At 58.1% G+C, this 26,722-nt stretch carries 24 protein-coding genes and 1 riboswitch; of the genes, 9 read left to right on the top strand and 15 right to left on the bottom strand.

Features of this window, described 5'->3' with window-relative positions; genetic code table 11:
• Nucleotides 1-7 precede the first annotated feature (7 nt).
• The 3 genes from ACDO57_RS17305 to ACDO57_RS17295 are packed head-to-tail and all read right to left on the bottom strand — an operon-like array spanning nucleotide 8 to nucleotide 2,837.
• On the bottom strand, nucleotides 8-1,048 hold the full coding sequence (locus ACDO57_RS17305; protein ID WP_048990497.1) for an iron ABC transporter permease: 1,041 nt from the start codon (nucleotides 1,046-1,048) through the stop codon (nucleotides 8-10).
• Nucleotides 1,045-2,028 carry a FecCD family ABC transporter permease gene (locus ACDO57_RS17300; RefSeq protein ID WP_370884319.1) on the bottom strand — a complete coding sequence of 328 codons (984 nt, stop codon included), beginning with the start codon at nucleotides 2,026-2,028 and terminating at the stop codon, nucleotides 1,045-1,047. Before ACDO57_RS17300 ends, ACDO57_RS17305 begins: the two co-directional genes overlap by 4 nt.
• A complete protein-coding gene (locus tag ACDO57_RS17295) occupies nucleotides 2,025-2,837 on the bottom strand; it encodes an ABC transporter ATP-binding protein (RefSeq protein WP_370884318.1) in 813 nt (270 codons plus the stop codon). The genes ACDO57_RS17300 and ACDO57_RS17295 overlap by 4 nt, the downstream gene beginning before the upstream one ends.
• 382 nt (nucleotides 2,838-3,219) lie before the next feature.
• Between ACDO57_RS17295 and ACDO57_RS17290 the strand changes: the two genes are divergently transcribed.
• Nucleotides 3,220-5,361, top strand: coding sequence for a TonB-dependent siderophore receptor (locus ACDO57_RS17290; protein WP_370884317.1), 2,142 nt, complete (start codon nucleotides 3,220-3,222; stop codon nucleotides 5,359-5,361).
• An 83-nt stretch (nucleotides 5,362-5,444) separates the two neighbouring features.
• Here ACDO57_RS17290 and parE read toward each other — a convergent pair whose 3' ends face one another.
• The 5 genes from parE to nudF are packed head-to-tail and all read right to left on the bottom strand — an operon-like array spanning nucleotide 5,445 to nucleotide 9,853.
• Nucleotides 5,445-7,337: a DNA topoisomerase IV subunit B gene (parE, locus tag ACDO57_RS17285; protein WP_024906494.1), complete on the bottom strand. Its 1,893-nt coding sequence runs from the start codon at nucleotides 7,335-7,337 to the stop codon at nucleotides 5,445-5,447.
• A 28-nt stretch (nucleotides 7,338-7,365) separates the two neighbouring features.
• Nucleotides 7,366-7,947: an esterase YqiA gene (gene yqiA / locus ACDO57_RS17280; RefSeq protein ID WP_008502976.1), complete on the bottom strand. Its 582-nt coding sequence runs from the start codon at nucleotides 7,945-7,947 to the stop codon at nucleotides 7,366-7,368.
• Entirely contained in the window at nucleotides 7,947-8,774 is an 828-nt protein-coding gene (cpdA, locus tag ACDO57_RS17275; RefSeq protein ID WP_090418705.1) for a 3',5'-cyclic-AMP phosphodiesterase, read from the bottom strand. Before cpdA ends, yqiA begins: the two co-directional genes overlap by 1 nt.
• A 27-nt stretch (nucleotides 8,775-8,801) precedes the next feature.
• Entirely contained in the window at nucleotides 8,802-9,224 is a 423-nt protein-coding gene (locus ACDO57_RS17270; protein ID WP_014833293.1) for a DUF1249 family protein, read from the bottom strand.
• Nucleotides 9,221-9,853, bottom strand: a complete 633-nt coding sequence (gene nudF, locus ACDO57_RS17265; RefSeq protein ID WP_024906492.1) for an ADP-ribose diphosphatase — start codon at nucleotides 9,851-9,853, stop codon at nucleotides 9,221-9,223. The genes ACDO57_RS17270 and nudF overlap by 4 nt, the downstream gene beginning before the upstream one ends.
• A gap of 204 nt (nucleotides 9,854-10,057) precedes the next feature.
• Between nudF and tolC the strand changes: the two genes are divergently transcribed.
• The 3 genes from tolC to ACDO57_RS17250 all read left to right on the top strand — a co-directional run bounded on the left by tolC (nucleotide 10,058) and on the right by ACDO57_RS17250 (nucleotide 13,567).
• On the top strand, nucleotides 10,058-11,545 hold the full coding sequence (gene tolC / locus ACDO57_RS17260; protein ID WP_024906491.1) for an outer membrane channel protein TolC: 1,488 nt from the start codon (nucleotides 10,058-10,060) through the stop codon (nucleotides 11,543-11,545).
• A gap of 190 nt (nucleotides 11,546-11,735) precedes the next feature.
• A complete protein-coding gene (locus ACDO57_RS17255; protein ID WP_024906490.1) occupies nucleotides 11,736-12,404 on the top strand; it encodes a DUF1190 family protein in 669 nt (222 codons plus the stop codon).
• 2 nt (nucleotides 12,405-12,406) lie between these two features.
• A complete protein-coding gene (locus tag ACDO57_RS17250) occupies nucleotides 12,407-13,567 on the top strand; it encodes a glutathionylspermidine synthase family protein (RefSeq protein WP_157189733.1) in 1,161 nt (386 codons plus the stop codon).
• Between the two features lie 93 nt (nucleotides 13,568-13,660).
• Here the strand turns inward: ACDO57_RS17250 and ygiD are convergent, their stop codons facing one another.
• A complete protein-coding gene (gene ygiD / locus ACDO57_RS17245) occupies nucleotides 13,661-14,449 on the bottom strand; it encodes a 4,5-DOPA dioxygenase extradiol (protein WP_157189734.1) in 789 nt (262 codons plus the stop codon).
• Nucleotides 14,450-14,645: 196 nt separating this feature from the next.
• Here ygiD and zupT point away from each other — a divergent pair, with 196 nt between their 5' ends.
• Nucleotides 14,646-15,419, top strand: a complete 774-nt coding sequence (zupT, locus tag ACDO57_RS17240; protein WP_024906487.1) for a zinc transporter ZupT — start codon at nucleotides 14,646-14,648, stop codon at nucleotides 15,417-15,419.
• Nucleotides 15,420-15,451: 32 nt separating this feature from the next.
• On the opposite strand, the gene ribB is transcribed toward zupT, so the two are convergent.
• Nucleotides 15,452-16,105, bottom strand: coding sequence for a 3,4-dihydroxy-2-butanone-4-phosphate synthase (gene ribB / locus ACDO57_RS17235; RefSeq protein ID WP_010435670.1), 654 nt, complete (start codon nucleotides 16,103-16,105; stop codon nucleotides 15,452-15,454).
• Nucleotides 16,106-16,211: 106 nt separating this feature from the next.
• Nucleotides 16,212-16,362, bottom strand: a riboswitch (FMN riboswitch).
• Between the two features lie 119 nt (nucleotides 16,363-16,481).
• Between ribB and ubiK the strand changes: the two genes are divergently transcribed.
• Nucleotides 16,482-16,778 (top strand): ubiquinone biosynthesis accessory factor UbiK, encoded by a 297-nt coding sequence (gene ubiK / locus ACDO57_RS17230; protein WP_014071796.1) that lies wholly within the window; start codon nucleotides 16,482-16,484, stop codon nucleotides 16,776-16,778.
• An 80-nt stretch (nucleotides 16,779-16,858) separates the two neighbouring features.
• Here the strand turns inward: ubiK and hldE are convergent, their stop codons facing one another.
• The 3 genes from hldE to ACDO57_RS17215 are packed head-to-tail and all read right to left on the bottom strand — an operon-like array spanning nucleotide 16,859 to nucleotide 22,508.
• Nucleotides 16,859-18,289 carry a bifunctional D-glycero-beta-D-manno-heptose-7-phosphate kinase/D-glycero-beta-D-manno-heptose 1-phosphate adenylyltransferase HldE gene (gene hldE, locus ACDO57_RS17225; protein ID WP_061714460.1) on the bottom strand — a complete coding sequence of 477 codons (1,431 nt, stop codon included), beginning with the start codon at nucleotides 18,287-18,289 and terminating at the stop codon, nucleotides 16,859-16,861.
• 40 nt (nucleotides 18,290-18,329) lie between these two features.
• Nucleotides 18,330-21,185 (bottom strand): bifunctional [glutamate--ammonia ligase]-adenylyl-L-tyrosine phosphorylase/[glutamate--ammonia-ligase] adenylyltransferase, encoded by a 2,856-nt coding sequence (glnE, locus tag ACDO57_RS17220; RefSeq protein WP_370884316.1) that lies wholly within the window; start codon nucleotides 21,183-21,185, stop codon nucleotides 18,330-18,332.
• A 21-nt stretch (nucleotides 21,186-21,206) separates the two neighbouring features.
• Complete coding sequence (locus ACDO57_RS17215; RefSeq protein ID WP_370884315.1) at nucleotides 21,207-22,508, bottom strand: inorganic triphosphatase; 1,302 nt, start codon at nucleotides 22,506-22,508, stop codon at nucleotides 21,207-21,209.
• A gap of 229 nt (nucleotides 22,509-22,737) precedes the next feature.
• Here ACDO57_RS17215 and ACDO57_RS17210 point away from each other — a divergent pair, with 229 nt between their 5' ends.
• The gene (locus ACDO57_RS17210; RefSeq protein WP_024906484.1) at nucleotides 22,738-23,358 is read left to right on the top strand and encodes a TIGR04211 family SH3 domain-containing protein; all 621 of its coding nucleotides are present in this window, start codon (nucleotides 22,738-22,740) and stop codon (nucleotides 23,356-23,358) included.
• A gap of 60 nt (nucleotides 23,359-23,418) precedes the next feature.
• Nucleotides 23,419-24,660: a multifunctional CCA addition/repair protein gene (locus ACDO57_RS17205; RefSeq protein WP_032650479.1), complete on the top strand. Its 1,242-nt coding sequence runs from the start codon at nucleotides 23,419-23,421 to the stop codon at nucleotides 24,658-24,660.
• A gap of 10 nt (nucleotides 24,661-24,670) precedes the next feature.
• Here ACDO57_RS17205 and bacA read toward each other — a convergent pair whose 3' ends face one another.
• Both bacA and folB read right to left on the bottom strand, forming a co-directional pair.
• Entirely contained in the window at nucleotides 24,671-25,492 is an 822-nt protein-coding gene (gene bacA, locus ACDO57_RS17200; RefSeq protein ID WP_024906482.1) for an undecaprenyl-diphosphate phosphatase, read from the bottom strand.
• A 105-nt stretch (nucleotides 25,493-25,597) separates the two neighbouring features.
• Nucleotides 25,598-25,966: a bifunctional dihydroneopterin aldolase/7,8-dihydroneopterin epimerase gene (gene folB / locus ACDO57_RS17195; RefSeq protein ID WP_032645073.1), complete on the bottom strand. Its 369-nt coding sequence runs from the start codon at nucleotides 25,964-25,966 to the stop codon at nucleotides 25,598-25,600.
• A gap of 107 nt (nucleotides 25,967-26,073) precedes the next feature.
• Between folB and plsY the strand changes: the two genes are divergently transcribed.
• A complete protein-coding gene (gene plsY, locus ACDO57_RS17190; RefSeq protein ID WP_023309216.1) occupies nucleotides 26,074-26,694 on the top strand; it encodes a glycerol-3-phosphate 1-O-acyltransferase PlsY in 621 nt (206 codons plus the stop codon).
• The last annotated feature ends 28 nt before the right edge of the window (nucleotides 26,695-26,722 follow it).

The following is a 26,722-nucleotide window of genomic DNA, read 5'->3' as shown; positions in this document are numbered from 1 at the left end:
TAGTCCCCTAAAATCTGTCCCGACGCTGCCAGAGCAGCAGCAGGAAAAACGGTCCGCCAATCAATGAAATTACAATCCCCGCCGGCAGCTGCAGCGGGAGGAATGCCAGACGTCCGACGTTATCCGCCAGCAGCACCAGCAGCGCGCCCAGCACGGCGCTTCCCGTCAGGAGCGCGGTTTGCCCACCGCGCAGCAGCAGGCGCGCCATGTGCGGAGCAATCAGCCCCACGAAGCCAATACTGCCCACGCAGGAGACGCAGGCCGCCGTCAGCACCACCGGGGCGAGAACCCGCAGCAGCGCCAGCCGGGTTGTGCGCACGCCAAGACCTGCGGCGGCCTGATTGCCGAGCAACGCCACGTCCGCGGCCCGGGCGGTAAACAGCAGCAGCGCAAACGCGGGAGCCGTCCAGAGCGCGGCCAGCCCTACCAGCGTCCAGTTGGCCGCGTGCAGGCTTCCCGCCAGCCACAGCATCGCCGTCTGCACGTCGCGCACGTCGGCGGTGGTGATAAAGACGCCCATTGCCGCGGCAAACGCCCACGACACGCCGATGCCGATCAGGATGAATCGCGGGCGCGAGATATCGCGCGCCAGGGCGATAACCAGCAGCGCGGTGAGCAGCCCACCGGCCATGCCGACCAGCGGACGCCAGGCCAGGCCCAGCGCCGGGAACTGAAAAATCAACAGCAGTACCGCCGCGCTACAGCCCTCCTTTACGCCGATAAGCCCGGGGTCAGCCAGACCGTTGCGGGTGATGGACTGCATTGCCGCCCCTGCCATGCCGAGCATGGCGCCGCACAGTATCGCCATCAGCAGGCGCGGCAGGCGGATGTCCAACACGACGTAGCGCGTCTCGGCCGTCAGACTTTCAGGCGAAAAAAGCGCGCGCCCGATGGCAGAGGCGGGAATGGGTAGAGAACCGTGCGTCAGGCCAAAGCCCAGCAGACTTAGCGCCGCCAGCGCGAAAAGCGACAGGTACGCCAGCGCCTTCGGACGAACCAGCGCCGACAGGTAGCCAACGCGGATCGCGCGGAGTCCGGCCCGGTTCATTTGAACATCCTCGACGCCATAAAGATGAACACGGGCGCGCCGACCAGGGCCGTCATGATGCCGGTTGCCAGCTCCCAGGGAGTAAACAGCGTGCGGGCAGCGATGTCCGCCAGCAGCAGCACCAGCGCGCCGCACAGGGCCGACAGCGGCACCATGACGCGTAAATCGACCGACACCAGACGGCGGATGAGCTGCGGCACCACAAGGCCGATAAAGCCAATCGGCCCGGCGACAGAGACGGCCGCGCCGCAGAGCAGCGCGATGGCCAGCAGGGCGAGCAGGCGGGTTTTCAGCAGCGACACGCCAAGCCCCTGGGCCATCCGGTCTCCCAGCGCCAGCATGTTGAGCGAGGGCGACAGCCCGATAGCGAGAACAAAACCGGCGGATGCCGCCCACAGGGCGCTCTGGAGCATCTGCGCATTGACTCCGGCGATATCACCCGCCAGCCAGGTGCGCATGGCGAGCAGCGTCTGTTCATCGAGGAGTAACACCGCGGCGGTAATCGACGAGGCAAACGCCGACATCGCCACGCCGCACAGCGTGACCTTCATCGGCGTGAGCCCGGTGCGACCGGACGAGGAAAACATCAGCACCAGCAAAAATAGCGCGGCGGCACCGGCGGCGGCAACGAGAGGGCGACCAAACGGCAGCGACAGCCCAAGCGCGCTGGTAATCACTACCGCCAGCGCGGCCCCGGCGTTGAGCCCCAGAATATGCGGCTCGCCGAGCGGGTTGCGGATCACGGACTGTAGCAGCACACCCGCCACGCCGAGCGCGGCGCCAGTCACCATTGCGGCGCAGAGGCGCAGCAGTCGTAGTCTGATGATGATGTTATGGTCGAAATTGCGCGGGTCGAAATGAAAGAATGCCTCCACCACCGTCTGCGGGGCGATAAAACGTGCGCCGATGCCCAGATGCATAATCGCGCCCAGTGCCAGCAGCAATGTAAAAATCAGGAAGGCCAGAGAAGCACGCATCATGGCTGTTCGATGCTCTGGCGAAACGGCATAAAGAACGGCTTGCCGGTCAACGGGTTTAGGGACATATGCACGTCCACATCAAACACCGCTTTGATCAGCTCCGGCGTGCAGGCATCGCCCTCATGCAATACGCCCTCAACTTTTCCCTGGCGTAAAAAGACCAGCGAATCGCCGTAGTTCACGGCGAAGTTGAGATCGTGCAGCACCACCACCACCGTACGCCCGTGCTGGCGGGTCAGGGCGTGCAGCAGCTCCAGGATCTCCACCTGGTAGCGGAGATCGAGATACGTCGTCGGCTCGTCAAGCAGGATATACGGCGTTTGCTGCGCCAGCGCCATGGCGATCCAGCAGCGCTGACGCTGGCCGCCGGACAAGCTTTCCACCGGCATATGGGCAAACTCTGCCGTGCCGGTCAGCCGCAGGGCCTCTTCCACCGCCAGTTCGTCCTCGTCGCTCCACTGACGCATAACGTTTTGCCAGGGAAAACGCCCGCGCGAGACAAGCTCAAAGACGGTCAACCCTTCCGGCAGCAGCGGAGACTGCGGGAGAATGCCAAGCTGACGGGCGACCGCTTTGGTGGGCTGCTCATGAATGGCTTTACCGTCCAGCAGCGCGGTTCCCCCCAGCGGCTGCAGCAGCCGCGCGATAGTGCTCAACAGCGTGGATTTTCCACAGCCGTTCGCCCCTACCAGCACCGTCATTTTCTGCTGAGGGATGGCAAGAGAGATATCATCAACGATGATTTTTTTCTGATAGCCCGCAGAGAGGTTCTCCAGAACCAGACCCGGTTTGTGTGTGTTGTGAGCCACGTGAACGCCAACGTAATGAAAAAACAACAAATAAAAATAAAACTCATTCTCTTTTGAGAGTTTGACGCTGCGCCATGTAGTAGTCAAGCGAAGAAACACCCTGAAAAAATCAGGGGTAAGCCAGAGTAAAGATGAATGCATTAAGGTTTATAAAAATATTAATTTCAATAAGTTAATTAACACCCCTCTGCGCTTATCCGCACGTTTAAACGCTGTAGTCGATTTTTTCTTTTTTCCATTTACTACTACATCCCTGCATGGTTGAATGATTCTCAATTACATGTCCGATGCCACTTCCGGCTAACGGACAGACCGTAAAGGGCAATGACTCACACAGTTTGCCGCGAACGCATTCGCGGTATATTTCGGGATAACAGATGTAATGGCTACGTTCACACCTTCACTCTCTGGGGTAAAAGGGCGCGCGCTCTTTTCACTGCTGTTTATGGCGCCGCTGGCGCAGGCAGCAGACACCACCGCGGCTAAAGACGGCGAAACGCTTACCGTCACCGCCGATCCAAATACTGCGGCGGAAGCCACCAACGGCTATCAGCCGCTGAATACCTCCACCGCGACGCTCACCAACATGCCGATGCTGGATATCCCGCAGGTGGTGAATACCGTCAGCGATAAAGTGCTGGAGGACCAGCACGCCACCACGCTGGATGAGGCGCTCTATAACGTCAGCAACGTGGTGCAGACCAACACCCTGGGCGGTACGCAGGATGCCTTTGTGCGCCGCGGGTTTGGCGCGAACCGCGACGGCTCGATCATGACCAACGGCCTGCGCACCGTCCTGCCGCGCAGCTTCAATGCCGCCACCGAGCGCGTGGAGGTGCTGAAAGGTCCGGCCTCGACCCTGTACGGCATTCTCGATCCGGGCGGCCTGATCAACGTCGTCACCAAAAGCCCGGAGAAAATCTTCGGCGGCTCGATTTCTGCCACCTCTTCCAGCTTTGGCGGCGGCACCGGACAGGTCGATGTTACCGGCCCGATTGACGGCACGCGCCTGGCGTATCGCCTCACGGGCGAATATCAGGACGAGGATTACTGGCGTAATTTCGGCAACGAACGCAGCACCTTTATCGCCCCATCCCTCACCTGGTTCGGCGATGATGCCACCGTGACCGTGCTCTATTCGCATCGTGACTATAAGACGCCGTTCGATCGCGGAACGATCTTCGATCTCAATACCAAGAAAGCCGTCGACGTCGATCGCAAAACCCGCTTCGATGAGCCGTTTAACGTGACCGACGGCCAGTCCGATCTCGCTCAGCTCAACGCGGAGTATCGCCTCAACAGCCAGTGGACCGCGAAGTTTGACTACAGCTACAGCCAGGACAAATACAGCGATAACCAGGCCCGCGTGATGGCCTACGATTCAAAAACCGGCAACCTGACCCGCCGCGTGGATGCGACCCAGGGCTCGACCCAGCGCATGCACAGCACCCGTGCGGATCTGCAGGGGAATGTCGATATTGCGGGCTTTTACAATGAGATCCTGACCGGCGTGTCGTATGAGAATTACGATCTGCTGCGCACGGACATGATGCGCTGTAAAAACGTGAAGGATTTCAATATCTATCACCCGACGTATGGCAATCTCGGCAAATGCACCACCGTGTCGGCGTCCGACAGCGACCAGACGCTCAAGCAGGAAAGCTACTCTGCGTACGCGCAGGATGCCCTGTACCTGACCGATAAGTGGATCGCCGTCGCCGGGATGCGCTATCAGTATTACACCCAGTACGCGGGCAAAGGCCGTCCGTTCAACGTCAACACCGACAGCCGCGACGAACAGTGGACGCCGAAGCTGGGGCTGGTTTACAAGCTCACGCCAGCGGTCTCGCTGTTTGCCAACTACTCGCAGACGTTTATGCCGCAGTCGTCCATTGCGAGCTACATCGGCGACCTGCCGCCGGAAACGTCGAATGCTTACGAAGTGGGCGCAAAGTTCGACCTGTTCGACGGCATTACCGCCAACATCGCGCTGTTTGATATCCACAAGCGCAACGTGCTGTATAACGAAAGCGTGGGGGGTGAAACCATCGCCAAAACGGCGGGCCGCGTGCGCTCCCAGGGCGTGGAGGTGGATCTGGCCGGATCGCTGACCGAGAACACCAATATCATCGCCAGCTATGGCTATACCGACGCTAAGGTGCTGGAAGACCCGGACTATGCGGGCAAACCGCTGCCGAACGTGCCGCGCCATACCGGCTCCCTGTTCCTGACCTACGATATTCACAATGCGTTTGCCGGGAATACCCTGACGCTGGGCGGCGGCGGGCACGGCGTAAGCCGTCGTTCCGCAACCAACGGTGCGGATTACTATCTGCCGGGCTATTTCGTGGCGGATGCGTTTGCGGCGTATAAGATGAAGCTGCAGTATCCGGTGACGCTGCAGGTGAACGTGAAAAACCTGTTTGATAAGACCTACTACACCTCATCTATCGCCACCAACAATCTGGGTAATCAGATTGGCGATCCGCGCGAAGTGCAGCTGACGGTGAAGATGGAGTTTTGACGTAAAAAAGCCCGGTGGCGCTAACGCTTACCGGGCCTACGATCCATTCCCTCTCCCTGTGGGAGAGGGTTAGGGTGAGGGCATCAGGCCTCAATATCCGCCATATCGCCTTTCTCCTGCAGCCAGTTACGACGGTCTTCCGAACGTTTCTTGGCAAGGAGCATATCCATCATGGCGTTTGTCTGCTGTTCGTCTTCGTCGCTGATCGTCAGCTGCACCAGACGGCGCGTGTTCGGATCCAGCGTCGTTTCGCGCAGCTGCATCGGGTTCATCTCGCCCAGCCCTTTAAAGCGCTGCACGTTAGGCTTGCCCTTCTTACGCTTCAGCTGTTCCAGCACGCCCGCTTTCTCTTCTTCCGTCAGCGCGTAGTAAACCTCTTTGCCGAGGTCGATACGGTACAGCGGCGGCAGCGCGACGTGGACGTGACCGTTTTTCACCAGCGTGCGGAAGTGCTTCACAAACAGCGCGCACAGCAGCGTGGCGATGTGCAGACCATCGGAGTCCGCATCCGCGAGGATACAGATCTTGCCGTAGCGCAGCTGGCTCAGATCGTCGCTGTCCGGATCGATGCCGATCGCGACCGAGATATCGTGGACTTCCTGCGAGGCCAGCACTTCATCAGACGAGACTTCCCAGGTGTTCAGGATCTTACCCTTGAGCGGCATGATCGCCTGATATTCACGATCGCGCGCCTGCTTGGCCGACCCGCCCGCCGAGTCCCCTTCCACGAGGAACAGCTCGGTACGGTTGAGATCCTGCGCGGTACAGTCCGCCAGCTTGCCCGGCAGCGCAGGGCCGCTGGTCAGCTTTTTACGCACCACTTTCTTGGCGGCGCGCAGACGACGCTGGGCGCTGGAAATGGCCATTTCAGCCAGCATCTCTGCCGCCTGAACGTTCTGGTTCAGCCACAGGGTAAATGCATCTTTCACCACGCCGGAAACGAACGCCGCGCACTGACGTGACGACAGGCGCTCTTTGGTCTGACCGGCAAACTGCGGATCCTGCATCTTCACGGAGAGCACGTAGGCACAGCGATCCCAGATATCTTCCGCCGACAGCTTCACGCCGCGCGGCAGGATGTTACGGTATTCGCAGAACTCACGCATCGCATCCAGCAGGCCCTGACGCAGGCCGTTGACGTGCGTACCGCCCAGCATGGTTGGGATCAGGTTAACGTAGCTTTCGGTCAGCAGCTCGCCGCCTTCCGGTAGCCACAGCAGCGCCCAGTCCACCGCTTCGGTGTCGCCGGTGAAATTGCCGACGAACGGTTTTTCCGGCAGCGTCGGCAGGCCGTTTACCGCTTCGCACAGATAGTCATTAAGGCCATCTTCGTAGCGCCAGGTCTGCTCGGTGTTGTTGACGTTATCCTTAAAGGTAATTTCCACGCCCGGGCACAGCACCGCTTTGGCTTTCAGCAGGTGCGTCAGGCGGGAAACGGAAAAGCGCGGACTGTCGAAGAAGCTTTCGTCAGGCCAGAAGTGAACGCTGGTGCCGGTGTTGCGTTTGCCGCACGTGCCGACAATCTGCAGATCCTGCACCTTCTCGCCGTTCTCAAACGCGATGTTGTACACCTGACCGTCGCGACGGACGTTCACTTCCACGCGTTTTGACAGGGCGTTGACGACGGAAATCCCCACGCCGTGCAGGCCGCCGGAGAACTGGTAGTTTTTGTTGGAGAACTTGCCGCCCGCATGCAGACGACAGAGGATCAGCTCAACGGCCGGGACGCCCTCTTCCGGGTGGATATCCACCGGCATGCCGCGCCCGTCGTCAATGACTTCCAGCGACTGATCGGCGTGCAGGATGACGTCAACGCGTTTGGCATGGCCCGCCAGCGCTTCGTCCACACTGTTATCAATAACTTCCTGGCCCAGATGGTTTGGGCGCGTCGTATCGGTGTACATCCCCGGGCGGCGGCGAACCGGCTCAAGCCCGGTGAGGACCTCAATGGCATCAGCGTTATAGGTTTGCGTCATGATTTAAACTAGCAATTCGCATTGATTGTCAGTGGCTGTGCAGTCCAAGAAAATCGACAATCTGGGTGAAATGATTCTCAAAGCCCGTGAAAGCATGGTTTCCGCCCTCTTCTATTGTCTGGCGGCAGGAGGCGTAATACGCCACTGCCTGGCGGTAATCCAGCACTTCATCTCCCGTCTGCTGCAGCAGCCAGATGAGATCCGGCGCCTCGAGCGGGTCGACCTGCATAACTTTGAGATCGTAAATATGGCGTGACTCTAGCACATATTGCTGGCCCGTGTAGGGGTTCTCGTTTTCGCCAAGAAAGTCCCGCAGCAGCTCAAATGGCCGAACCGCCGGATTAACCACAACGGCGGGCAGCATAAAGCATTGCGAGAGCCAGGTGGCGTAATACCCGCCCAGGGATGAACCGACCACACCGAAGGTTTCGCCGCCGTGCGCAAGCACAATGGATTCCAGCATCTCCGCGGCTTCTGCCGGGTAAGGCGGCAGCTGAGGGATAATCATCTCAACGTCGGGGTGATGCTCGCTCAGCCACTGGCGAAACTGTGTCGCTTTTGCGGAGCGTGGCGAGCTGTTGAATCCGTGCAGATAAAGGAGCGTAGACATCAATAGCCTTCTGAAGCGGTATCCGGGCGGAATTTTGCACCGGTCAAACGGCAGACTTCCGTGGTCAGCGTGCCGTCGGCATGCAGTTCCAGCCAGCGCCAGCCTGGCGCGATGGTATCCAGCGTAAAGTTGGCGCAGTGCGGCTTAAACTGAACGCAGGTCGACGGCGTCGCCAGCATGCGGCGCCCGTTCCAGTCGAGATCCTGTTCCTGGTGAATATGCCCACACAGCAGATTTTTCACCCGCGGGAACTTCGCCAGCACGCGATCCAGCGCCGCGGAGTTGCGCAGACTGTGCTGATCGAGCCAGCTGCAGCCCGCCGGCAGAGGGTGATGATGAAGCAACAGCAGCGTATGACGTTCAGGTTCAGCAACCAGTTTGGTCTCAAGCCAGTCGAGCTGAAACTCGCTTAGTTCACCGTGCGGGACGCCAAACACCTGACTGTCCAGCAGCAGGATCTGCCACTGTTCACCCGCAAAAACACATTTCGCCGGAGAAATACCCGCATCCTGAAGAGAACTGTACATGGCAGGTTGGAAGTCATGGTTTCCCGGCAGCCAGACGCAAGGCACGCTAAAGCTCGCGATGCCTTCAGCAAAATGCTGGTAGGCCGCGGAAGATTGGTCCTGCGCCAGATCGCCCGTTGCGACAATCAGATCGCATGCACGGTTTTCAGCGTGAATGGCGCTCAGTACCGCCTGATAACTCTCCCAGGTATTCACCCCCAGCAGCGTTTCATGCTTTTCGGCAAAAAGGTGGGTATCGGTGATTTGTAATATCCTGACTGGCGCCCCACCAGCAACAGTCAGGTTCAACAGGCTTTCCAAATGGTGTCCTTAGGTAGGTTTATGACGCTAACAAACCGGAATCGCCATTGCTCCATGTGCTAAACAATATCTTAGCCAGTCGGCTAAAAACTGGTTAATTTGATGCTTTTCGTCGCGTTGATGCAACTTTTTATTCGGGTAATCATACCGCGCCTTGAAGCGAAAGATCTGCTGGCTTGAACACACTTCAGCGACCATCGCGTCGTGATAGAGACGTACCGTCATCGACGGCAGGCTCCAGTAGCTAATGCTGGGTGCCGTTTGCTCAATCTCCACCAGCGTAGTGTAGCGCGTTGATTCTGTTATCGTTAATCGATACTGCGCGTTGCTCACCTGATAGCTTACCGTTTCGCCGGGTGCGTCGTTTTTCGGCAGCAGGCGGCGCAATTGTGCGAAATTGGTTTCGCACAGGCGCATCATTTCTGGGAAGTCAGGCGTATAGCGCTTCATTTTTTCCACTCGTTTCGTAATGTCTGATAATGCAGCTGTAGCCATTGCAGGGCGATGACAGATGCTGCGTTGTCGATTTTCCCCTCTTCTACCCACTGATAAGCCTGCTCCCGGCTTACCACATGAACCCGAATATCTTCGTTTTCATCAGCCAGACCGTGAATGCCTTCTGCGGTCGTGGCGTCCACTTCGCCCACCATTATGGATAAGCGTTCGCTGGTGCCTCCCGGGCTTGCCAGATAGCTCAGCACCGGTTTGGTACGGCCGACCACCAGCCCCGCCTCTTCCAGCGCTTCGCGCCGGGCGACGTCCTCGACCGACTCGCCTTCTTCGATCATCCCGGCCACCATCTCCAGCAGCCACGGGCTCTCACTGACGTCATAAGCGGCGATGCGGATCTGCTCCACCAGCACAACTTCGTCACGCACTGGGTCAAAGGGTAGCAAGACTGCCGCATGCCCGCGCTCAAAAATTTCGCGTCTGATTTCGCCGCTCATTTCCCCGTTAAACAGGCGATGCCTGAAACGGTAAAGATCCATTGAAAAAAAACCGCTATAAAGCGTTTCTCGTGCAATAATTTCTACATCGTTTTTGGCGAAGGTCACGGGCAACTTATCTGGTTTTTGCATGAGTCGAGTCCTGGTAGCAATGGTGATGAAATTGTGAATTTCAAGGCTGTTTGGCTGCCGTTTGTAAGGCTATATGGTAGATTGGTGCAAATTACCGCCAGATGGCACGTAACGCCAACCTTTTGGTATGGAAGATTCTGTTAGAATCGGCAATTATTTTTTAATTAGATCAGCGCTAATACTGCTTCACAACAAGGAATGCAAATGAAGAAATTGCTCCCCATCCTTATCGGCCTGAGCCTGACGGGCTTCAGTGCAATGAGCCAGGCGGAAAACCTGTTACAGGTCTACCAGCAGGCACGTCTGGGCAACCCTGATTTACGTAAATCAGCGGCCGATCGTGATGCTGCGTTTGAAAAGATTAACGAAGCGCGTAGCCCCTTGCTGCCACAGTTAGGGTTAGGTGCAGATTATACCTACAGCAACGGTTTCCGCGACGCTAACGGCGTAAACTCCAATGCTACCAGCGCCTCACTGCAATTAACACAGACGCTGTTTGATATGTCCAAATGGCGTGCCCTGACCCTGCAGGAAAAAAGCGCAGGCATCCAGGATGTGACCTATCAGACCGACCAGCAGACGCTGATCCTGAACACGGCCACGGCGTATTTCAACGTGCTGAGCGCGATTGACGCACTCTCCTACACCGAAGCGCAGAAACAGGCGATTTACCGCCAGTTAGATCAAACTACCCAGCGCTTCAACGTGGGCCTGGTGGCGATCACCGACGTGCAGAACGCCCGTTCACAGTACGACACCGTGCTGGCCAACGAAGTGACCGCGCGTAACAACCTCGATAACGCGCTGGAATCCCTGCGTCAGGTCACCGGGAATTATTATCCTGAGCTGGCGTCTCTGAACGTCGACAGCTTTAAAACGGATAAACCGCAGGCCGTTAACGCCCTGCTGAAAGAGGCGGAAAACCGCAACCTGACGTTGCTGCAGGCGCGTCTGAGCCAGGACCTGGCCCGCGAGCAAATTCGTCAGGCGCAGGACGGTCATCTGCCAACCCTGAGCCTGAGCGCCTCTACCGGTATCTCTGACACCACCTACAGTGGCTCTAAAACGAATGGTGCCAATTCGCAGGGTTATAATGACAGCAATATGGGCCAGAACAAGGTGGGCCTGAGCTTCTCTCTGCCGCTGTACCAGGGCGGTCAGGTCAACTCCCAGGTGAAACAGGCGCAGTACAACTTTGTTGGCGCGAGCGAGCAGCTGGAAAGCGCCCACCGTAACGTGGTGCAGACCGTGCGTTCCTCCTTCAACAACGTGAACGCCTCGATCAGCAGCATCAACGCCTATAAACAGGCCGTTGTGTCTGCACAGAGCTCCCTGGACGCGATGGAAGCGGGTTACTCGGTCGGTACACGTACTATCGTTGACGTGCTCGACGCGACCACCACGCTGTACAACGCGAAGCAGCAGCTCTCCAGCGCGCGTTATCAGTACCTGATTAACCAGCTGAACATTAAGCAGGCTCTGGGTACGCTGAACGAGCAAGACCTGCAGATGCTGAACAGCGCGCTGGGCAAACCGGTCTCCACCTCTCCGGAGAGCGTTGCACCTGAGAATCCTGACCAGGTTGCCGCGGTTGATAACTTCAACGCTAACAGCAACACCCCTGCTGCACAGCCCGCTGCCGCGCGTACCACAGCGCCTGCCAGCAAGGGCAATAATCCGTTCCGTAATTAAGAGTGTCATCAGGCCTGCTGCGGCCTGATGCCCTCACCCCGCCCCTCTCCCACAGGGAGAGGGAGCATCTGAATCACATCCGAACGTAAGCCAACGTAAAGATCCCCCGGATTCCGCCCCTCTTCGCTTCATTTTCAACCACTCATCCTCTATCCTGAGCGTTATTACCACTGGGTCCTGGAAGACAAAGATGAAACGGACAAAATCTATAAATCACGCTTCGTTCCGCAAGAGCTGGAACGCGCGTCACCTCACCCCTGTTGCGCTGGCGGTCACGGCTGTCTTTATGCTGGCAGGCTGTGAGAAAAATGACGAAACGGTTTCGCTGTATCAAAACGCAGACGACTGCTCTGCCGCAACCGGCAAAGCCGCCGAGTGTAAAACGGCTTATACGAGCGCGCTGAAAGAAGCAGAACGTACCGCGCCGAAATATGCCTCACGCGAAGACTGCGTGGCGGAATTCGGTGAAGGTCAGTGTCAGCAGGCACCGGCCCAGGCCAGCACCGCACCTGAAAATCAGGCGCAGGCGCAGTCCAGCGGCAGCTTCTGGATGCCGCTGATGGCAGGCTACATGATGGGTCGCCTGATGGGCGGCGGTGCAGGCTACCAGCAGCAGCCGCTGTTTAGCTCGAAAAACCCGGCCAGCCCGGCTTACGGTCAATATACCGATGCCAGCGGTAAAGGCTACGGCGCAGCGACGCCTGGCCGCACCGTGACGGTACCGAAAACGGCAATGGCGCCGAAGCCTGCGACGACCAGCACCATCACCCGCGGCGGGTTTGGTGAATCGGTGGCGAAGCAGACCAGCATGCAGCGCAGCGCGACAGGCACCTCATCTACTCGCTCAATGGGCGGCTGATCATGGAACGAGTCAGTATCACCGAGCGCCCGGACTGGCGTGAAAAAGCCACCGAGTACGGTTTTAACTTCCACACCATGTACGGCGAGCCGTACTGGTGTGAAGACGCTTACTACAAGCTCACGCTGGCCCAGGTTGAGAAGCTGGAAGAGGTGACGGCCGAGCTGCATCAGATGTGCCTGAAGGTCGTGGAAAAGGTCATCGACAGCGACGAGCTGATGGCAAAGTTCCGCATTCCGAAGCACACCTGGAGCTTTGTCCGCCAGTCGTGGAAAACGAATCAGCCTTCGCTTTACTCTCGCCTGGATCTGGCGTGGGACGGCAAAGGTGAACCGAAGCTTCTGGAAAACAACGCCGATACCCCAACGTCCCTGTACGAAGCGGCGTTTTTCCAGTGGATCTGGCTGGAAGACCAGGCCAATGCCGGAAACCTGCCGGATGGCAGCGACCAGTTCAACAGCCTGCAGGAGAAGCTGATCGAGCGCTTCGCCGAGCTGCGCGAGCAGTTTGGCTTCAACCTGCTGCATCTCGCCTGCTGCCGCGACACGGAAGAAGACCGTGGCACGGTTCAGTATCTGCAGGACTGCGCTGCCGAAGCGGAGGTGGCGACCGAGTTCCTCTATATCGAGGATATCGGCCTGGGTGAAAAAGGTCAGTTTACGGATACGCAGGATCAGGTGATCAGCAACCTGTTCAAGCTCTACCCGTGGGAATACATGCTCCGCGAGATGTTCTCCACCAAGCTGGAAGATGCTGGCGTGCGCTGGCTGGAACCGGCCTGGAAGAGCATTATCTCTAACAAAGCCCTGCTGCCGATGCTGTGGGAGATGTTCCCGAATCACCCGAACCTGCTGCCGGCGTATTTTGCGGAAGATGATTACCCGCAAATGGAGAAATACGTCGTTAAGCCGATCTTCTCCCGCGAAGGCGCGAACGTGTCGATTATCGAAAACGGTAAGACGCTGGAAGCGGTTGAAGGGCCGTACGGCGAAGAAGGGATGATCGTCCAGGAGTTCTATCAACTGCCGAAGTTTGGCGACAGCTATACGCTGATTGGCAGCTGGCTCATCAACGATCTGCCAGCCGGAATTGGCATTCGCGAAGATCGCGCGCTGATCACGCAGGATCTGTCGCGGTTTTATCCGCATATTTTTGTGGAATAAGACTGCGGCCTGATGCCCTCACCCCAGCCCTCTCCCACAGGGAGAGGGTGCACACACTAAAAACGGCAACCTGAAGTTGCCGTTTTGCTTTTATTACCCCACCAGCACCGACAGCATACTCAGGCTTCCCATCTCAATCCCGTCGACCGGGATCGTAACCGGCTCCTGACCATCCCACGCGCCAAGTACGTACAGCAGCGGCAGGAAGTGTTCCGGCGTCGGGTTAGAGAGCGAACCGCCCTCATGATCCAGATAGTTCACCAGCGGATGCTCCTCAGCCGAACCCTGCCAGGTCAGGTTCGCTTTAACGTAGTCGTTAAAAGCGGTCGCCCATGGATATGGCGTGTTTTCACCGTGCCAGCGCGCCGTACGAAGGTTGTGCACCACGTTGCCGCTTGCCACCAGCATGATGCCTTCATCACGAAGCGTTGCCAGCTTGCGGCCCATCTCCAGATGCCAGGCGGCCGGTTTGGTGCTGTCGATGCTCAGCTGCACCATCGGGATATCCGCATCAGGATACATTTTAATCAGCACGCCCCAGGAGCCATGGTCAAAACCCCAGGCTTCTTTATCCAGCGTTACAGGAACAGGCGCCAGCAGATCCACCAGCCTTTGTGCCAGCTCAGGCGAGCCGGGGGCTGGATAATGCGTGTCATACAGCGCCTGCGGGAAGCCGCCAAAATCATGAATGGTTTTTGGCGCTTCCATGGCAGTCACGCCCGTTCCACGGGTGAACCAGTGCGCGGATACCACCACAATCGCTTTTGGACGCGGCAACGTCTCGCCCAGATGACGCCAGGCACGGGTATAGACGTTGTCTTCCAGAACGTTCATTGGGCTGCCGTGGCCTAAAAACAGGGCTGGCATACGGGAAGAAGTCATGATGATATCCTTACAGAAGGTGTCAATTTAATGGTGCTACATTACGCGCAATCCGGCAAAGATGAACGCAGATAAGCGTGAAGATCATCATCAGGAAATTTGAATGTAAGGAATGTGTAAAGCCGGGGTTCGCCCCTCGCTTTGCCAGAAATGAATCATTTATATTAATGAGAATCATTATCACAAGGAGTTATGCATGTCAGTCCCCTTGATCCTGACCATACTCGCGGGCGCTGCGACCTTTATCGGTGCGATCCTCGGCGTACTTGGTCAAAAGCCCTCTAACCGCGTGCTGGCCTTCTCGCTGGGCTTTGCTGCCGGGATCATGCTGCTCATCTCCCTGATGGAGATGCTGCCTGCCGCGCTGGGCACAGAAGGCATGTCTCCGCTGCTGGGTTACGGCATGTTTGTTTTTGGCCTGCTGGGGTACTTTGCCCTCGACCGGATGCTGCCGCACGCGCATCCGCAGGATTTAATGCAGAAAAACGTAACGCCCATGCCGCGGAATATTAAGCGAACGGCGGTTCTGCTGACGCTGGGCATCAGCCTGCATAACTTCCCGGAAGGGGTCGCCACCTACGTGACGGCCAGCAGCAATCTTGAGATGGGCTTTGGCATCGCGCTGGCGGTCGCCTTACACAATATTCCTGAAGGACTCGCGGTGGCCGGTCCGGTCTATGCCGCCACGGGCTCGAAACGCACCGCGGTGTTCTGGGCAGGTATTTCCGGGATGGCCGAAATCCTTGGCGGCGTGCTGGCCTGGCTGATCCTTGGTAGCCTGGTCTCTCCGGTAGTGATGGCGGCGATTATGGCAGCGGTAGCCGGGATCATGGTTGCACTTTCGGTGGATGAACTGATGCCGCTGGCGAAGGAGATAGATCCTAACAACAACCCCAGCTATGGCGTGCTGTGCGGAATGTCGGTGATGGGATTAAGCCTGGTTCTGCTGCAGACCGCAGGAATCGGGTAAAAAAACGCCGGGATATCCCGGCGTTTTTATTATCAGCTGGCTTTGCGCTCGTGCGCCTGGCGATACTCCACCAGATCTTCAATCGTGACCACCGGCATGTTGTGCAGACGCGCAAAGGTAATGCACTCCGGCGCGCGCGCCATGGTGCCGTCATCGTTGGTCAGTTCACACAGCACGCCCGCAGGTTTGAAGCCCGCCAGCGTCACCAGGTCGATGGTCGCTTCGGTGTGACCGCCGCGGGTCAGGACGCCGCCCGCCTGCGCGCGCAGTGGGAAGACGTGGCCTGGACGATGCAGATCGGATGGCTTCGCACCGTCAGCAATCGCGGCACGTACGGTGGTCAGACGGTCAGCCGCAGACACACCGGTGGTCACGCCATGCGCCGCTTCAATAGTCACGGTAAAACCGGTACCAAAGGCGCTGGTGTTGTTTTCGACCATCATCGGCAGCTCGAGCTGCTTACGACGATCTTCGGTAATACACAGGCATACGATGCCGCTGCCGTGACGGATGGTCAGTGCCATCTGTTCAACGGTCATGTTTTCGGCGGCGAAAATCATGTCGCCTTCGTTTTCACGGTTTTCATCGTCAAGCACCATCACACCGCGGCCTTCGCGCAGTGCATCCAGTGCATGTTCAACACGTTGAGTTGAAGTGCCAAAAGAGGAAAGTAGCGTCTGATTCATGGTAAAAAAACCTCATTAACATTATGGTTACCAGAATCAGGGCAGTCTTAGGAGCGCCGTATAAGCGGCAAAAAGATAACGTGAGCGGGCCCATGCCCGACTGGATCGTTACTCTCTCCCATCCGGACTCTAACCGTCGGCCCCGGAATTACACCGGATCTGCTGACCTTTGAGTTTTCACCCAAAGCGCTCGCGGGCTTTCAGCGTCACGCTGATTTACCGCCGGTGGGGAATTTCGCCCCGCCCTGAGAATAAGCGAGATAACTATAACGCTATTGATTATCCTGGGCAATGCATAAGCATCAAACAATTTTGTTTACCCCGGGCATGACGCGCTACAATGGACACTAACACCTTTCCATCAAGGGAAACGACAATGATTGACCCGAAAAAAATTGAGCAGATCGCGCGTCAGGTTCATGAATCCATGCCAAAAGGCATTCGTGAATTTGGTGATGACGTTGAGAAAAAAATCCGCCAGACGCTGCAGGCGCAGTTGGTTCGCCTTGATTTAGTCAGCCGTGAAGAATTTGACGTGCAGACCCAGGTTCTGCTGCGCACCCGCGAGAAGCTGGCGCTGCTGGAACAGCGTCTGACCGAGCTGGAAAACCGCAATGCGCCGGAAGAAGTGAAGCCGGCACCGGCCATTCCACCGGTGGATGACCAGGAGTAAGTGCGGCCTGATGCCCTCACCCCAGCCCTCTCCCACAGGGAGAGGGTGAAAAAATAAACGGGCCAGCTGGCCCGTTTTTTTTACTGACTGTCTTTCTGGATCTTCCTGATGATGTTGGTGGTGGAACACCCGTCCTCAAAGTTGAGCACCATCACCTCGCCGCCGTTGGCCCAGACCTCTTCGCTGCCCGCGATTTGCTCCGGCTTGTAATCCCCGCCTTTCACCAGCAGGTCCGGCAGAATACCGGCAATCAGGCGCTGCGGCGTGTCTTCTTCAAACGACACCACCCAGTCCACCGCTTCCAGCGCGCCGAGCACGATCATCCGCTGCTCAAGCGGGTTCACCGGACGCGTTTCACCCTTCAGGCGTTTCGTCGACGCATCGCTGTTGACCGCCACAATCAGGCGATCGCCCAGCTTGCGCGCATTCGCCAGATAGGAGACGTGGCCCGCGTGCAGGATGTCAAACACGCCGTTGGTCATCACCACTTTCTCACCGCGCTTGCGCGCGGCGGCGACGGCCACTTTAAGCTCGTCTTCGGTCATGACGCCAAAACCGGTGTCCGCACGGCCGCGCACCGCATTTTCCAGCTCGATTGGGGAAACGGTTGAGGTACCGAGCTTACCGACGACTACACCCGCCGCGGCGTTAGCGAAGTAGCACGCCTCTTCCAGGGAGTTTCCTGCGGCCAGCGTCGCCGCCAGCACGCCGATCACCGTATCACCGGCACCGGTCACGTCGTACACTTCCTGCGCCTGGGTTGGCATATGCAGCGGCGCCTTGCCCGGCTGCAGCAGCGTCATCCCCTGCTCGGAGCGGGTCACCAGCAGCGCGGACAGCTCAAAGTCAGCAATGATCTTCATGCCGCGCTCAACCAGCTCTTCCTCGGTTTTGCACTTGCCCGCCACCGCCTCAAACTCGGAGAGGTTTGGCGTCAGCAGCGTCGCGCCGCGATAGCGCTCAAAGTCGGTGCCTTTCGGGTCGATCAGCACCGGCACGCTGGCTTTACGCGCCAGCTGGATCATCGTCTGCACGCTCGCCAGCGCGCCTTTCGCGTAGTCGGACAGCACCAGCGCGCCGATATTGCCCAGCGCCTGGTTAATGCGCTCGTGCAGCGGCTCGGGATCAACGCCTTCGAACCCTTCTTCAAAGTCGAGGCGGATCAGCTGCTGGTTGCGAGACAGCACGCGCAGCTTGGTGATGGTCGGGTGAGTCGGAACAGAAACGAAGTCGCACTTCACGTTCACGTCCGCCAGCGACTTACTCAGCGCGCGCGCCGCATCGTCGATGCCGGTCAAGCCCACCAGACGCGAGTGCGCGCCCAGAGAGGCAATGTTCATCGCCACGTTTGCCGCGCCGCCGGGACGCTCTTCAATGGTGTCGACCTTTACCACCGGTACCGGTGCTTCCGGAGAGATGCGGCTGGTCGGCCCATACCAGTAGCGATCCAGCATCACATCCCCAACAACCATTACCCCAGCACGTTCAAACTCTGGCAGTGTTACTTTCATTCCTGACTCCAGAAAGATTCACAATTTGCGCGCGATAATATCACACTTGATTTGTTACGCACGGTTCCACCAGCCACTTCTGCCAGCTGGCCGTTACCTGAGCGCGTTCAGCAGTGAAACAGTCCAGCGCCACGTGCCCCGGTTCCTCCTGCAGCGCCAGGTGATGAAGCTCGTCGCGCAGCGTCGTGTAGGCGCGGGTTAAGGCCTGCGCCTCCTGTTCGTCCATGATGTCGTTTTGCGCCAGCAGTTCCAGAATGCGCACGTTATCGGACCAGCGGGTCAGCTTCGGCTTGTCGTTGGCGTGGAGCAGCACCAGATACTGGGTAATGAACTCAATATCGGTGATCCCGCCCTCGTCGGCTTTGATATCAAAGCGATCGCGGTGTTTATTGCCGAGATGCGCGCGCATTTTCTCGCGCATCTCGCGCACTTCGGTCTGCAGCGTACTGCCCTCGCGCGGGGTGGTCATGACGTCCTTACGGATGGCATCGAACTGCGTTTTGAGCTGCGGATCGCCATACACCACGCGGGCGCGCACCAGCGCCTGATGCTCCCACGTCCAGGCTTCATTCTTCTGGTAATCGGCGAAGGATTCCGTTGAGGTCACCAGCATGCCCGCCGCGCCGGACGGACGCAGGCGCGCATCGACTTCATACAAAATGCCCGACGAGGTGCGGGTGCTGAACAGGTGCATGATGCGCTGCGCCAGGCGCAGGTAGAACTGACGCCCGTCAATCTCACGCTCGCCGTCGGTCATCACGTCAACCGGGCAGTCGTGCAGGAAGATTAAATCCAGATCGGAGCTGTATCCCAGCTCCCAGCCGCCGAGCTTGCCGTAACCGACCACGGCAAACCCTCGCCCCTCACGGTCAGCAAGGTGCTTCGGCTGGCCGTAGCGGGCCACCATCTGCACCCACGCCTGCTGCACTACCGCGTCGATGATCGCCTCCGCGAGCCAGGTTAAGTGATCGCTCACTTTCATCACCGGCAGCGTTCCGGCGATATCCGCCGCCGCCACGCGCAGCATCTGGGCCTGCTTAAACTGGCGCAGCGCCTCCAGCTGCTGCTCTTCATCTTCTTCCGGCACGCGCAGCAGATACTGACGCAGCTCGTCCCGGTAGGCATCCGTCGCCGTGGGTTGATACAGGGTGTTCGGGTCGAGCAGTTCATCCAGCAGCAGCGGATAGCGCGCCAGCTTGTTGGCCACCATCGGCGAGGCGGCGCAGAGCGTAATCAGATGCTTCAGCGCCCCCGGAAACTCGCTCAAAAGCTCAAGGTACGTAGTACGCGTGATGATCCCGCTCAGCAGCGGCATCATGCGCGACAGCGGCACCGGCGCATCCGCTCGCGAGCAGACCTCGCTCAGCAGGTGCGGCATCAGGTGATCCAGCACCTGACGGCCGCGCGGGCCGATGGCGCGCTTGTTCAGCTCAAGACGGAAATCGGCGATTAGCGCCACCACGCGATGCCGGGCATCGTCACTCAGGTGCGCCAGCACGGGGGTCGTGTCATCTTCCTGGAGCGCATCCTGCCACAGCTCGCGCCAGTGCTCGGAAAGTGCATCGTCCTGCGATTCGCTTTCGTCATCACCGATCAGGTCGTTAAAAATGCGGCGCACGCCTGCCATATGGGCATCGAGCCGTTCGGTCAGCGTTGACCAGTCGTCCACGCGCATCCCCCAGGCCAGACGCGCCCGGTTAAGGTCATCCCCCGGCAGGGTCTGGGTCTGTTCGTCGTTGATACTTTGCAGCAGGTTTTCCAGACGACGCAGGAACAGATAGGCCTCGCGCAGGGTTTGCGCGTCGCCGTCCGGCAGCAGGTGCAGCTGCTCGATGGCGCTCAGCGTCGGTAGCAGTGAACGGGACTGTAACGACGGCTCACGCCCGCCGCGAATCAGCTGGAAGACCTGGACGATAAATTCGATTTCGCGAATGCCGCCCGCGCCAAGCTTTATGTTGTCCTTCAGCCCACGACGGCGAACCTCACGGGCGATCATCCCTTTCATATTGCGCAGGGACTGGATGACGCTGAAGTCGATATAGCGACGGAACACGAACGGGCGCAGCATGGCGCGCAGCTCGTTGGCGTAGGCGTCGTCGCTGTCGCCCATGATCCGCGCTTTAACCATCGCATAACGCTCCCAGTCGCGCCCCTGCTCCTGGTAATAATCTTCCAGCGCGGCAAAGCTCAGCACCAGCGGGCCGCTGTCGCCAAACGGACGCAGGCGCATGTCCACACGGTAAACAAAACCGTCCTGCGTGGGCTGATCCAGCGCCTTAATCAGACGCTGACCGAGACGGGTAAAGAACTGGGCGTTGTCCAGCTCGCGACGGCCGCCGCGCGTGGAGCCGTTCTCAGGCCAGGCAAAAATCAGGTCGATATCGGAGGAGAAGTTCAGCTCGCAGCCGCCCAGCTTGCCCATCCCCAGAATCAACAGCGGCTGAGGAACCCCTTCCTCGCTGCACGGCGTGCCCCACTCTTTACAGCAGGCGGCGTAGAGCCAGTCGCGCGCGGCGACAATCAGCGTTTGCGCCAGCTCGCTTAGCTGCTGCAGCGTACTCTCTTCGCTCACCAGCTCCAGCGCCTGAGCCCAGGCAATGCGCACCATCACCCGACGGCGGAACTGACGCAGGACGTGCATCAGCGTCGTCTCATCCGCTACGTCTTCGAGTGCGGCATGCAGCCAGCCGGCATAGTGCCGCCACTCGTCCGCCTGCGGCGGTGCGTTCTCAAGCTCCATCAGCCAGTCCGGGTAGGCGGTGATGCTTTCCTGCACAAAATCACTGAAGGCGAGCACGCTTTTCGCCTGCTCGCTTAACGATGACGCCGGTAATGACTCAGGCAGACGTTCGCACACGGTCTGCCACTGCTGCTGTAACGGTGAAGAAAGCGGCATTTTAGGGGTTCCTTGCCAGAGTTAACGTTTTCCGCTGTGCAGCCAGAACGGCTCCTGCGAAATGGCCTCGTTACGGAAATGCTCAATCTCAATATGCTGGCGGGTTTCGATGGCATGCTTCAGCCCCTGCCAGTTTTCCAGCCACGCCTGCGCCTGTGGCCCGTCGTAGGCACCGGAAAGGAGCAGCATGCTGTCGATGTTGCGCGACAGACGGGGAAGCTGATCGCCATACTTATCGCCGAGCGGATAGGCAAAGGTGCTCTTCAGTTCAGCGGCATGACGGGAAAGATGAATATCCGCGAAACGCTTAAAGTTTTCCGCGATTTTGGCCTCTGCTTTCGCATCCAGGAAGGCGCGCCAGCCGCGCGTCACCAGAAACTCGGTCAGCGCCAGTTTTGCCGTGGCGGTTTGCGGGCTGTAGATCGCCGTTTGCGCCGAGACATCGGAGAGCATCAGCGTTTCGGTCTGCGTCAGCAGGTCACGTAAGTGAGCGCTCGCTTTGCGAGGAACAATACCGCCGAACAGCGCAAGGGTATGGCGCACCAGAGCAATCGCCGCCAGCATGTGGGATTTGGCGTTTTTCACATTCCGCACCCACAGCTCTTCATGATATTGCCACTGAGAAAGCGCCAGCTCCAGCGCGGCTTCCAGACCCTGTTCAACGCTGGCTTTCGGCGCAACGTGCAAAATGGTCGTCTCTTTCAGCACGCGCGGCGCATTTCCGGCGGCCAGATGGTAACCTCGCGCGGCTTTACTCAGGCTTCCCTGACGTAATCCGGACTGGTTTACCAGCCTGCGCGCCAGCTTCAGCACGTCATTGGCGTCCCCTTCCAGCAGCTCAAGCTCCAGTTCGCAAATCGGTTCCTGGAACTCACCCGCCTTCACGTCCCCCAGATCGAGGGCAATTTCGATGCGGCTTTTACCTTCCGTCACCAGCCATTTTTCGCGCCAGAAATCGGTGCTGAACAGCGGCTGCACCTGTTCCGCCAGCGTGGAAGGCAGCTCGCCTTCCGGCCAGACTTCCGCCGGAAAACGTTCCAGCTCAAGTTCTGGCTTGCTGATGTCGATATTGTATTCCGGGCGCTGATGCAAGCCGCCGACCACGCGGCCGGCAATTTTCATCGTCATCTCGTAGCGCCCGCCCGCGCCCCGGATACGCAGCCCCATATCGTGGCGGCGCAGCCAGTTGTCTGGCGTTTCGTAATAGATATTAAGCAGTTGTACCGGTGCATGGTGTTCGCCGGAAAGCGTATGCAGATGCTGGCGGAGTGCGTCAACGCTGTCTTTTTCGACGATAAACTTTAATTCGATTTCTTGTGCCATAGCCTTGTACTTTTGCGTGCGTCACAGACGCGTCAATGAGGGCGAACTTCCTCGCCATTTGTTTGTCAGTACATAGTATTTTGCGCCAAATTGCCATGCAATGAGCAATTTGTCGGGCGTAAATGTGTAGAGTCGTGACACAGATGATTCTGATTGCTGACGAATGCTTTGCGTAGAGACACTGTTGCCACTACTATCGTTCCACTATTTATGAAAATAACGACTAATGATGCTTAAATTACGCCTGATTGGACTTACTTTACTCGCTTTTAGCGCCGCAACCGCCGTGCACGCTGAAGAAAAGCGTTACGTTTCTGACGAACTGAACACCTGGGTACGCAGTGGCCCCGGAGATAATTATCGCCTCGTGGGCACGGTAAATGCCGGCGAGGAAGTCACCCTGTTACAAACCAATGCGGACACCAACTACGGTCAGGTTCGCGACAGTACCGGGCGTACTTCCTGGATCCCGCTGAAAGAGTTGAGCACCGTGCCAAGCCTGCGCACGCGCGTGCCGGATCTGGAAAACCAGGTGAAGACCCTGACCGACAAGCTGAACAACATCGACGGCACCTGGAACCAGCGCACCGCTGAAATGCAGCAGAAAGTGGCGCAAAGCGACGGTGTGATTAACGGCCTGAAAGAAGAGAACCAGAAACTGAAAAACGAGCTGATTGTCGCGCAGAAGAAAGTGAATGCCGCCAACCTGCAGCTCGACGACAAACAGCGCACCATTATCATGCAGTGGTTTATGTATGGCGGTGGCGTGCTGGGCGTGGGTCTGGTACTGGGTCTGGTCCTGCCGCATCTGATCCCAAGCCGTAAGCGTAAAGACCGCTGGATGAACTAATTCGTCTTCTCTGCCAGACTTACGTATCATTCTGGAAAAGAGAAAACGGGAGAGTTGGGCGTGAAGAGTTATCTGGTCGGTGGTGCGGTACGTGATGCGTTGTTAGGTCTGCCGGTCAAAGATAAAGACTGGGTGGTGGTTGGCGCCACCCCTGAAGAGATGCTCGACGCGGGCTACCAGCAGGTAGGCCGCGATTTTCCCGTGTTCCTGCACCCGAAAAGCCGTGAAGAGTATGCCCTGGCGCGTACCGAGCGGAAATCGGGCTCGGGCTATACGGGCTTCACCTGCTATGCCGCGCCGGACGTGACGCTGGAGCAAGATCTCCTGCGCCGCGATCTCACCATCAACGCGCTGGCGCAGGACGAGCACGGGCAGATCGTTGACGCCTATGGCGGTCAGGACGATCTGCGCAACCGTCTTTTACGTCACGTCTCCCCGGCGTTTTCTGAAGATCCGCTCCGCGTGCTGCGCGTGGCGCGCTTTGCCGCGCGTTACGCCCATCTCAGTTTCCGTATTGCAGATGAGACAATGGCGCTGATGACCGCCATGACCGAGGCGGGCGAGCTGGAACACCTGACGCCAGAGCGCGTCTGGAAAGAGACGGAAAATGCACTCACCACGCGCAACCCGCAGGTCTTTTTCCAGGTCCTGCGCGACTGCGGCGCGCTGAAGGTGCTGTTCCCGGAAATAGACGCGCTGTTTGGCGTACCTGCCCCGGCAAAATGGCACCCGGAAATTGATACCGGCGTACACACGCTGATGACCCTGAGCATGGCGGCCATGCTCAGCCCTGACGTGGACGTGCGCTTTTCCACCCTGTGCCACGATCTCGGCAAAGGCTTAACGCCAAAAGAATTCTGGCCTCGCCACCACGGGCACGGTCCGGCAGGGGTGAAGCTGGTCGAGGGGCTGTGCCAGCGTCTGCGCGTGCCGAACGAGATCCGCGATCTGGCGAAACTGGTTGCCGAATTCCACGATCTGATCCACACCTTCCCGATCCTGAAACCGGCCACCATCGTTAAGCTTTTCGATAATATCGACGCCTGGCGCAAACCCCAGCGCGTAGAGCAAATCGCGCTGACCAGCGAAGCTGACGTGCGCGGGCGTACCGGGTTTGAAGCGTGCGACTACCCGCAGGGACGTTTACTGCGTAAAGCCTGGGAGGTGGCGAAAGCGGTGCCCACGAAGGACGTTGTCGAGGCGGGATTCAAAGGACCGGAAATTCGTGAAGAACTCACGAAACGGCGAATTCAGGCGGTGTCTGACTGGAAAGAAAAGCATTGCCCTCAGCCAAAAGACTGAGGGCCATCGGTCAGAAGAAGACCACGTACACCGCAGCCGCGACGATAAAGCGATAGATCGCGAACGGAATAAACGAGATACGCTTAATCAACTGCAGGAAGGTTTTGATGGCAATCAGCGCCACGATAAACGCGGTGATGAAGCCAACGGCGAACATCGGAATGTCGCCTGCCGTCAGGAAGTGATAGCTCTTATAGACGTCGAGTACGGTGGCGCCCATCATCATCGGCACCGCCAGCAGGAACGAGAACTCTGACGCGGCGTAACGGCTTACGCCCATCAGCATCCCGCCGGAGATGGTAGCGCCTGAACGCGAGAAGCCCGGCCACAGCGCCAGACACTGGAAGCAGCCAATGATAAACGCCTGACGATACGTCATATCGTCCAGACCTTCCGCGCGCGGCGTTTTTGGCTTCAGCACTTCCGCGGCGATCAGCAGGAAGCCCCCCACCACCAGCGCGTACATCACGTTAATTGGGTTAAACAGCGATTTGATGGCGTCGTGGAAAACCAGGCCCAGCACCACCGCAGGGATCATCCCGAGCAGAATATGGATCAGCGACAGGCGACCTTTACTCATCCCTTCGTGCTGCGGCGGACGGCCAAAATGGATGCCGATCAGGCCAAACAGACGGCGCCAGAACATCACCACCACCGCCAGAATCGAACCCAGCTGGATCACCACTTCGAACGTTTTGGCGGTATCGCCTTCAAAGCCCAGCAGATGGCCAACGATAATCATATGGCCCGTACTGGACACCGGCAAAAACTCCGTCAATCCTTCGACCACACCCAGTATTGCCGCCACCAGCAGCGAGTGCATATCGCTCATCTATAAACCCCTAAAAAGATATAAAAAAACGGTGTCCCATACGGACAACCGATAAGATACAGTCCTGAGACCGGTATAACCTAAATTGGTTTAGCAATTATGACGTTAATTCTTGCCTTTCAGATTTGTGCCACGCTCAATGATGACGCCAACGTTGGCGGCGCGCGCCACCGCGCCCGGCTTGCTCAGCTTGATGCGCACCCACGGTGAGTTAAATTTTTTCAGCAGCAATTCTGCGACTTCTTCAGCCACCCGTTCGACCAGCGCAAAACGTTGCCCTTCCACATGGTTGATGACCGTTTCACTGATGTCGGCATAGCTCAGACAGTCGTTCACGTCATCGCTTTTTGCCGATTTGCGGTTATCCCAGCCCATTTCGATATCGAACACCAGTTTCTGCTCGATGGTCTGTTCCCAGTCGTAAACACCAATAGTGGTGATTACCGAAAGTTGCTCTATAAATACAATATCCATCACGACCTGCCTGCTTTTTGGCTAAACCGGATACCACTTCCGGCGAATTATGCGTATTATCCACAGATGCTGAGAATACAGATACATTTTCAAAACGGAACAGCGTTATGAGTGCAATCGCGCCTGGAATGATCCTCCTCGCCTATCTTTGCGGCTCAATCTCCAGCGCCATTCTGGTCTGCCGCATTGCCGGGTTACCTGACCCGCGTGAAAATGGTTCCGGGAATCCGGGGGCGACCAACGTACTACGAATTGGCGGCAAGGGAGCAGCCGTAGCGGTTTTGATTTTTGATGTTCTGAAAGGGATGCTACCCGTCTGGGGCGCGTATGCGCTGGGCGTCACGCCGTTCTGGCTGGGGCTCATTGCTATTGCTGCCTGCGTCGGCCACATCTGGCCCGTATTCTTCGGCTTTAAAGGCGGCAAAGGTGTGGCGACCGCCTTTGGTGCCATTGCCCCCATTGGCTGGGACTTAACCGGCGTCATGGCCGGGACCTGGCTTCTGACCATTCTTCTGAGCGGCTATTCGTCGCTGGGCGCTATCGTCAGCGCGCTGATCGCCCCGTTCTACGTCTGGTGGTTCAAACCCCAGTTCACCTTCCCGGTGTCGATGCTCTCCTGTCTTATCCTGCTGCGTCATCACGACAATATCCAGCGCCTGTGGCGTCGTCAGGAGACCAAAATCTGGACGAAGCTCAAGAGGAAGAAAAAAGACGCTCCGAAGGGTTAGTTATGCCTTATAGCCAAATGTGATTTTG

The sequence above is a fragment of the Enterobacter cloacae complex sp. 2015409 genome, from assembly GCF_041365315.1.
Classification (GTDB): domain Bacteria; phylum Pseudomonadota; class Gammaproteobacteria; order Enterobacterales; family Enterobacteriaceae; genus Enterobacter; species Enterobacter pseudoroggenkampii.
This window is presented reverse-complemented; position numbering and strand designations above follow the sequence as displayed.

What these genes read in the sequence shown, in the direction of transcription:
- ACDO57_RS17305 (WP_048990497.1), bottom strand. Translation starts at nt 1,048, where the DNA reads ATGAACCGGGCCGGACTCCGCGCGATCCGCGTTGGCTACCTGTCGGCG.
- ACDO57_RS17300 (WP_370884319.1), bottom strand. Translation starts at nt 2,028, where the DNA reads ATGATGCGTGCTTCTCTGGCCTTCCTGATTTTTACATTGCTGCTGGCA.
- ACDO57_RS17290 (WP_370884317.1), top strand. Translation starts at nt 3,220, where the DNA reads ATGGCTACGTTCACACCTTCACTCTCTGGGGTAAAAGGGCGCGCGCTC.
- parE (WP_024906494.1), bottom strand. Translation starts at nt 7,337, where the DNA reads ATGACGCAAACCTATAACGCTGATGCCATTGAGGTCCTCACCGGGCTT.
- yqiA (WP_008502976.1), bottom strand. Translation starts at nt 7,947, where the DNA reads ATGTCTACGCTCCTTTATCTGCACGGATTCAACAGCTCGCCACGCTCC.
- ACDO57_RS17270 (WP_014833293.1), bottom strand. Translation starts at nt 9,224, where the DNA reads ATGAAGCGCTATACGCCTGACTTCCCAGAAATGATGCGCCTGTGCGAA.
- nudF (WP_024906492.1), bottom strand. Translation starts at nt 9,853, where the DNA reads ATGCAAAAACCAGATAAGTTGCCCGTGACCTTCGCCAAAAACGATGTA.
- tolC (WP_024906491.1), top strand. Translation starts at nt 10,058, where the DNA reads ATGAAGAAATTGCTCCCCATCCTTATCGGCCTGAGCCTGACGGGCTTC.
- ACDO57_RS17255 (WP_024906490.1), top strand. Translation starts at nt 11,736, where the DNA reads ATGAAACGGACAAAATCTATAAATCACGCTTCGTTCCGCAAGAGCTGG.
- ACDO57_RS17250 (WP_157189733.1), top strand. Translation starts at nt 12,407, where the DNA reads ATGGAACGAGTCAGTATCACCGAGCGCCCGGACTGGCGTGAAAAAGCC.
- ygiD (WP_157189734.1), bottom strand. Translation starts at nt 14,449, where the DNA reads ATGACTTCTTCCCGTATGCCAGCCCTGTTTTTAGGCCACGGCAGCCCA.
- zupT (WP_024906487.1), top strand. Translation starts at nt 14,646, where the DNA reads ATGTCAGTCCCCTTGATCCTGACCATACTCGCGGGCGCTGCGACCTTT.
- ribB (WP_010435670.1), bottom strand. Translation starts at nt 16,105, where the DNA reads ATGAATCAGACGCTACTTTCCTCTTTTGGCACTTCAACTCAACGTGTT.
- ubiK (WP_014071796.1), top strand. Translation starts at nt 16,482, where the DNA reads ATGATTGACCCGAAAAAAATTGAGCAGATCGCGCGTCAGGTTCATGAA.
- hldE (WP_061714460.1), bottom strand. Translation starts at nt 18,289, where the DNA reads ATGAAAGTAACACTGCCAGAGTTTGAACGTGCTGGGGTAATGGTTGTT.
- glnE (WP_370884316.1), bottom strand. Translation starts at nt 21,185, where the DNA reads ATGCCGCTTTCTTCACCGTTACAGCAGCAGTGGCAGACCGTGTGCGAA.
- ACDO57_RS17215 (WP_370884315.1), bottom strand. Translation starts at nt 22,508, where the DNA reads ATGGCACAAGAAATCGAATTAAAGTTTATCGTCGAAAAAGACAGCGTT.
- ACDO57_RS17210 (WP_024906484.1), top strand. Translation starts at nt 22,738, where the DNA reads ATGCTTAAATTACGCCTGATTGGACTTACTTTACTCGCTTTTAGCGCC.
- bacA (WP_024906482.1), bottom strand. Translation starts at nt 25,492, where the DNA reads ATGAGCGATATGCACTCGCTGCTGGTGGCGGCAATACTGGGTGTGGTC.
- folB (WP_032645073.1), bottom strand. Translation starts at nt 25,966, where the DNA reads ATGGATATTGTATTTATAGAGCAACTTTCGGTAATCACCACTATTGGT.
- plsY (WP_023309216.1), top strand. Translation starts at nt 26,074, where the DNA reads ATGAGTGCAATCGCGCCTGGAATGATCCTCCTCGCCTATCTTTGCGGC.